Annotated in this window: 2 protein-coding genes and 1 rRNA gene; 1 reads left to right on the forward strand and 2 read right to left on the reverse strand. The window is 43.7% G+C overall.

The genetic code is table 11. From position 1 onward, the window contains the following. Positions 1-4,283: HYR-like domain-containing protein (locus tag ACRD6K_RS19840; protein ID WP_430974654.1), on the reverse strand; the 4,283-nt coding region annotated here is incomplete at its 3' end. A 1,143-nt stretch (positions 4,284-5,426) separates the two neighbouring features. Between ACRD6K_RS19840 and ACRD6K_RS19845 the strand changes: the two genes are divergently transcribed. After that, complete coding sequence (locus ACRD6K_RS19845) at positions 5,427-6,122, forward strand: DNA-binding domain-containing protein (RefSeq protein ID WP_299584656.1); 696 nt, start codon at positions 5,427-5,429, stop codon at positions 6,120-6,122. Positions 6,123-6,692: 570 nt separating this feature from the next. On the opposite strand, the gene rrf is transcribed toward ACRD6K_RS19845, so the two are convergent. Next, positions 6,693-6,765, reverse strand: a 5S ribosomal RNA gene (rrf, locus tag ACRD6K_RS19850); the annotation flags it as partial.

A 6,765-nucleotide genomic window follows, 5' to 3' on the forward strand; every position in this document is an offset into this window, starting at 1 on the left:
TTACCACAATTGTCATTCACAGCAGGAGGCGTGGGTTCGGTTGCTGCTGAAGCGCAAGCGACCGTTGAACCATCGTCTGCCGGCATGGTGAAATCTTCCAATTCAATCGTATAAGTATACACCCAGTCGTAAGCATTTCCCACGCAATCCAAATAGGTAAACGTCCAGGTTATATCTCCCTCACAAGCCGGATCAGCAGATCGTACACCTTCACTAACATCCAACGGACGCAAGTTGCTATCAAGTACGACAGGAGCAGCTGGTTTTGTGGCTTGTACAGCACATGCAATCGTTACCGCTTCAGGATTATCCGGCATGGTAACACTTGGTTCTTCCATCGTGTAAGTATAAGTCCATTTATAGGTTTTGCCAGAACAATCGGTATAAGTATAAGTCCATATTTTAGCACCGTAGCAATCAATATCCTCTGTTTCAACGCCACTGCTGATCGTCAAATCTCTACCGCAATTATCAGATACTGTAGGTGGCGTAGGTTCTCCTGCTATAGCAAGTTCAGGTGCAGTTACAATATCAACAATATTAGCAGGCATATTAACCACAGGGGCGCTAACAATAATCGTATGTGTCCAATCGTGGGAATTACCTTCACAATCTTCATAAGTCCAGGTATAAACCATCTCCCCATTACAAGCTGGAGTTGCAGGCGTAGCACCTGCCACCGGAGTGATTTCATTGCCGCAAGCGTCATACACGACAGGAGGTGTTGGTGGAACCACATCATCCACACAAGCGATGGTTTCAGTCACATTTGCAGGCATGGTGAAATCCTCCCGTTCAATTGTCACTGTATGAACATAGTCCTGGGTGTTCCCCTCACAATCGGTATAAGTCCAGGTATAAGTCACATCACCTTCACAACCAGGCACTGTTCCTTCAACAGGACCTGTAATATTGGTAATCTCATTCCCACAATTATCGGTAACTGTGGGGAGCGTAGGCATCTCAATATCTGCATAACAGGCAACTGTGGCTGTCGTTGGTGCAATAACGGCAAAGGGCTCCCGTTCAATCGTCACGGTATGGACATAGTCCTGGGTGTTACCTTCACAATCGGAATAGGTCCATGTGTAAGTCACATCGCCCTCACAGCCCGGAACTGTTCCTTCAACAGGACCTGTAATATTGGTAATCTCATTGCCACAATTGTCGGTAAACATGGGAGGTGTTGGTAAAACGATGTCATTATAGCAGGCAACTGTTACTGTAGTTGGTGCAATGGCGGCAAAGGGCTCTCGTTCAATCGTTATGGTATGGACATAGTCCTGGGTGTTACCTTCGCAATCGGAATAGGTCCAGGTATAAGTCACATCACCTTCACAACCAGGCACTGTTCCTTCAACAGGACCTGTAATATTAGTAATCTCATTGCCACAATTGTCGGTAACCGTGGGTAGCGTAGGCATCTCAATATCTGCATAACAGGCAACTGTGGCTGTGGTTGGTGCAATAACGGCAAAGGGCTCCCGTTCAATCGTTACGGTATGGACATAGTCCTGAGTATTACCTTCACAATCGGTATAAGTCCAGGTATAAGTCACATCACCTTCACAACCAGGTACTGTTCCTTCAACAGGACCTGTAATATTGGTAATCTCATTACCACAATTGTCGGTAACCGTGGGAGGTGTTGGTAAAACGATGTCATTATAGCAGGCAACTGTGGCTGTAGTTGGTGCAATGGCGGCAAAGGGCTCCCGTTCAATCGTCACGGTATGAACATAGTCCTGGGTGTTACCTTCACAATCGGTATAGGTCCAGGTATAAGTCACATCACCCTCACAACCAGGCACTGTTCCTTCAACAGGACCTGTAATATTGGTAATCTCATTGCCACAATTATCGGTAACTGTGGGGAGCGTAGGCATCTCAATATCTGCATAACAGGCAACTGTGGCTGTCGTAGATGGAATCGAAGCAAACTCTATATATTCTATCGTATAGGTATATGTCCACTCGGCTACATTACCGGCTCCATCCGTATAAGAATAGGTATATACCCGAGTACCTTCACAGGTAATCGGGTCAGGCGTATCCACATAACCCACTAAAACACCTGGAATGGTTCCTTCGCAATTGTCAGTTGCATCTGGAATCACTGCAGGCTCTATGGCTTCGCTAAGACAATTAACAGTTGAACTGCCGTTCGCGACAACGACAGGAGCGATATTATCTTCTACCGTTGATGTCAATTCAACAACATTATCCAACTCATTTTTATCGGGCGTATCCGACCACACTTCTGCCCTATTCGTAATCGATCCAATTGCAGAGCATTCAGGAGTAACCGTCACCGTATAGGTAACTTCATCACCAACGGCAAAGCTTGTGATTGTTGGCCAGGTAATAATACCGGAAGTATTTACACCTCCATCAGAAATAGCACCAACAGTTAGTCCATCCGGTAAAAGATCTTTAACGACGGCATTAACTGCAGGCTTGTCACCCTCATTTGTTATCCTTAAAGTATAAGTGCTTTCCATTCCAGGCTCAAGTGCTGGTGATACGGTCTTTTCAATTTTTAAGTCAGGTAAAATTTTAACTGCAATCGCCCAGGAGGAGGTGTTGTTGAATTCGTCTATTTCTGTTGTGCCGGTATCATCTCCATCAATAATAGCAGTATTGTTCAACAGATAAGTTCCTCCAACTGTAAAATTGGCTGCACTTTTCACCGCTAAGGTAACATTAAATGATCCCTGATCTCCCGGATATAAAGTTCCCCCGGAAGCTGGATCAATAGAAGCTAAGTCAAAAGTGATTTCATTGCCATCTACAACCCCGTTTCCCGTATTGCTAACATAGCTCAATTTCCCGGCATCAAATGAGTCGAAAATCTCAACATTCTCTACCGGACAAGTTCCTTCATTTGAATAGGTCAAAGTATAGGTTACAGACTCTCCTGGAACCGCTTCTTTTTTTACCGATTCCTTTGTAATAACCAAATCTGGATGTGACACAATTCCAGAAGTAATTGAAGCGGTAATTGGACTAGTAAGACCATCAAAAGTTAAGGATGCATTGTTCGTCAGCGACCCGGTACAATCACCCTCTGCATCGACTAAGACTTTAAATTTAACAGTAATGGCATTGATAGGTCCATCAAAAATCGGATCAAGCCCCCAAGTTGCTGTTCCCTCTGTTTCATTATAATTAAACGATACTGGGTCACTTAGTCCATTACCAATCCCCACTTCATAAGTTGCGCTTCCCGGGATATAGCTTGCTCCTTCCGGGAAGAAATCTGTTAAAATAGGATTTGTGGCAACTGCTGAAGATTTATCATTGGAGTTAAATATATAAATGGTGTAATCGACTACTCCTCCACGTTGAACCGGATCGGGAGCAGCAATCTTAGTCAGTGTTATTAAAGGTTCATTGACATTCCCTACAATAAGTGTCTGAGTCCGACCATCATCTTGCTGTCCACTAACAATAGACTGAGCAATAATATCCATGCAATTCCACTTATCCCCAGATCCACTACTTGGATTAGTTCCTGATGGTGACTCTTTTTTAACAAAGAAATATTTTGATTCGCCAGGTCCTAGCCAATCTGTTGCCGCAACATTTTGATTATTTAAATCGATAATCGTTCCATCAAGTGGTTGAAAATCTTTATCACCATCAAGGTTTGGATAACAATCATATCCCCGAATACTATCCGGATGCTGATTAATAAACAAACTAAAGTTATCATAGATATTCCCTCTATTCTCCACCTTCACCAGGTGGTAAGTCAATGCACCTGTTGCCGACTTAATGATTCCATTAACATCAGTCACCTCTGTATCTGAAATCTGGGTGACCCATGTTTTCACCTCAGAAGTTTCCGGAGTAGTCGTTCCAGTACTTACAATACTAACGACACTAGAGAATTCTGTAATCCCAACATTAGGCATATAAAAACCAGATGACGAATACCCATATTTAGTACCTCTTACACCAGCTCTAATTCTAACATGAATTACATAAGGGCCAGCTCCCATCAATTCCAACTGGGGAATAAAACCCTTATTCCAGGTGACCGTATTTGTTGCTTCATCATAAAGTCCATCAGGACTCGCCTCTACAAAGGTATAGTAGTCTGGGTTAGTTGGTAGTTGCAAGGTGATTTCCACATCATGAGCAATTTGATCACCCGTGTTACTATAAGTAATTGTATAGATAAGGTCATCTCCTGGCTCAACATCTGCATCACCGGTCATTGAAATGGAGAGGTTCTCCTGTGCAAAACCAGCTGTGGCCATCAATACCATGGCACTCATTAAAACAAGCTGCTTTAGCCACCTAATATTTTTATAAACTTTTGTTTTCATACTTGTACTGTTTTAATGTTGCCACACATGTCAATTGAAGTTCGTTGGAAAGTATTTTTCGATGCATTAGCCAGAAATTGGAGAATGCACGCGAGTTGGATATCCTTGAAATAATCCAAAGCCTGACGGCTAGATAGAGAGAGGAGAAGAATCATACGATTCAGTCTGAGCAGTGAATTGCGAACCGAACCGCACCCCAAAGAAGTCAGTTTGTTGCTTAAGTAACTTACCCGCCAAATCAAAGTAGAGCATTGCTTCATAGGAATCGTTTATAGTTACATTTTAGTTTTATGATAACTAGCTACACGCCTTGCTTTTTCATCCCTTTTAGAGGAAGATATACAAGACTGCAAATCAGCTTTGGTAATCAAGTTACGGCAATAAAGAATCCGAGTCAATATGTTAAAAAGAGAAAGCAGACTTGACCAATCAAATGGCATTTATCAGATAGCTAAAACCGGTTCTCAGCTATTAAAAGCTGGGATTTTTTATGCGAAATGGGTAATATTTGACCATTTACGGGAGGTTTATCAACAAATAATTGTTTATATCTGCGCGAAAGCGGGGAGAAAATGACGATTCTTTAAGCAAAGTATCAAGAAGGCTAAATGGCATATCTAAGCAGTTTACTAAGTCTTCACCACTTCTCTATTATGATCAATTAAAAAAACTGAAAGCAATCGGTTCTAACAGGCAATTACCTGAATTCCAAACCCGGGAATTTGATCGTTCAAAAGATGTTAATAACATATCGGGAAAATCAAAGAATAAGAAAGAAGTTACCCTTGCATTGAGCCCCCACTGTTTTACGCTCAAAAGGCCAGAGTCTACTCATCTTTTGCAAGAGTGATGTTTAATAACACAAACCTAAGTAAGGAACCTTTTTAGTCCCCACGGAATAAACTGTTGAATGACGCGCTGTTTTACCCATTGGCAGGTAATATTCTATCCGGTCGTACATCCAATTAGCGACAGCCTACCAAGGCCACGGGTGCTCTGATACACTTATAAGTTAAGCCCGGCTAACCGCTCACTGCAAGCTTTAACTTATTCTGATTCATCTTTTCTTTTCACACTCAAAAAACAGTAATTATGGCTTTAAATTATGCCTTATTTGAGAATCACCTGACCAGTGATCCGGACGATTACATGGCGGTGACAACCAATGGAACAAGCCTGAACCAGGACGACCTGGTAAAACTGATGTTGGTACGAGGCTCCACGCTGACTGAAACCGACATCCTGGCCGTATTGAAAATGGAACGCGAAGTGGTTTGCGAACAAGCTGCTATGGGGCATCACATCACCACGCCTTTATTCAATGTAGGACTAAGTATTAAAGGCGTGTTTAACGGGCTGGATGACACCTACGATCCGGGCCGGCATATGGTTCGCTTAAACCTGTTGCCCGGTAACGAATTGCGGCAGGCAGCAGCAGCCATCAAAACACAAAAAGTGAAGGGTGAGCGAATACGCCCAATCATTGAACAGTTTGTCGATGTATCACTCAACAGTGTCAACGAGCAAGTCAGTGCCGGTGGCCTTGCCCGGTTAAGGGGCAGCTACCTCAAATTCGATCCATCCGACCCTGCGCAAGGCATCTTCTTTATAGATGCCACGAATAATGAAGCCAAGGTAACCGTCGTTTCGCTCAATAAACCCGGTGAGCTTCATTTCCTGGTTCCGCCACTACCGCCCGGAGAGTTCGAGGTGGAAGTTCGCACCCTTATTTACGGACACAAAAATATCTCAGCCGGTAGGCTTGATGCCAAACTCGTCAGAGTATAGTTGTTGTAAATGGTTAAGCCCTCACTGCCCTTGTTTGCAGTTATGCACCCACAAGGGCAGTTTTTATAGCAATTATCCCCACTTCTAACCCTTGACCAGCCTATTCAATGAACTTGATCAAGCCACCCAATCATTCTGGCCAGCTTACTCAAGCCGTCCGGGTAGTGTACCCAAGCACGCTGGGTAGTGTAGCCAAGCCGTCTGGGTAGTGCACCCAAGCAGTCCGGGTAGTGCACCCAAGGCTCGTGGCTAAGCTGCCCGGAAAATCGGGCCAGCCTACTCAAGCATCTTGGGCAGCTTGCTCCTTCCACCAGATATGGACTGGATATGCTAAATTCACAAACACCGCGAATAAGCGCGTTTAAAAGATAAGAAGGCAACTCTTCGGCTCTATAGGAAGAACAGTGTCCAAAAGTATTTATGCCGAAGTAAGGGAATTAAAACATACATAGGAAAGGTGCAAGGCACTTAAGGCTTGTAGAACATGAGCATGAAGCCATAGACTGAACACGTATTGAAAACTTCCTTACAATAAAAAACCCACTGCTCCTTGGAACAGCGGGTTTAAAAGAAAGGCGACGACCTACTCTCCCACATTTCTGCAGTACCATCGGCGCTGGCGGGCTTAACTTCTCTGTTCGGA

It is taken from the genome of Sunxiuqinia rutila (assembly GCF_050589705.1).
GTDB lineage: Bacteria > Bacteroidota > Bacteroidia > Bacteroidales > Prolixibacteraceae > Sunxiuqinia > Sunxiuqinia rutila.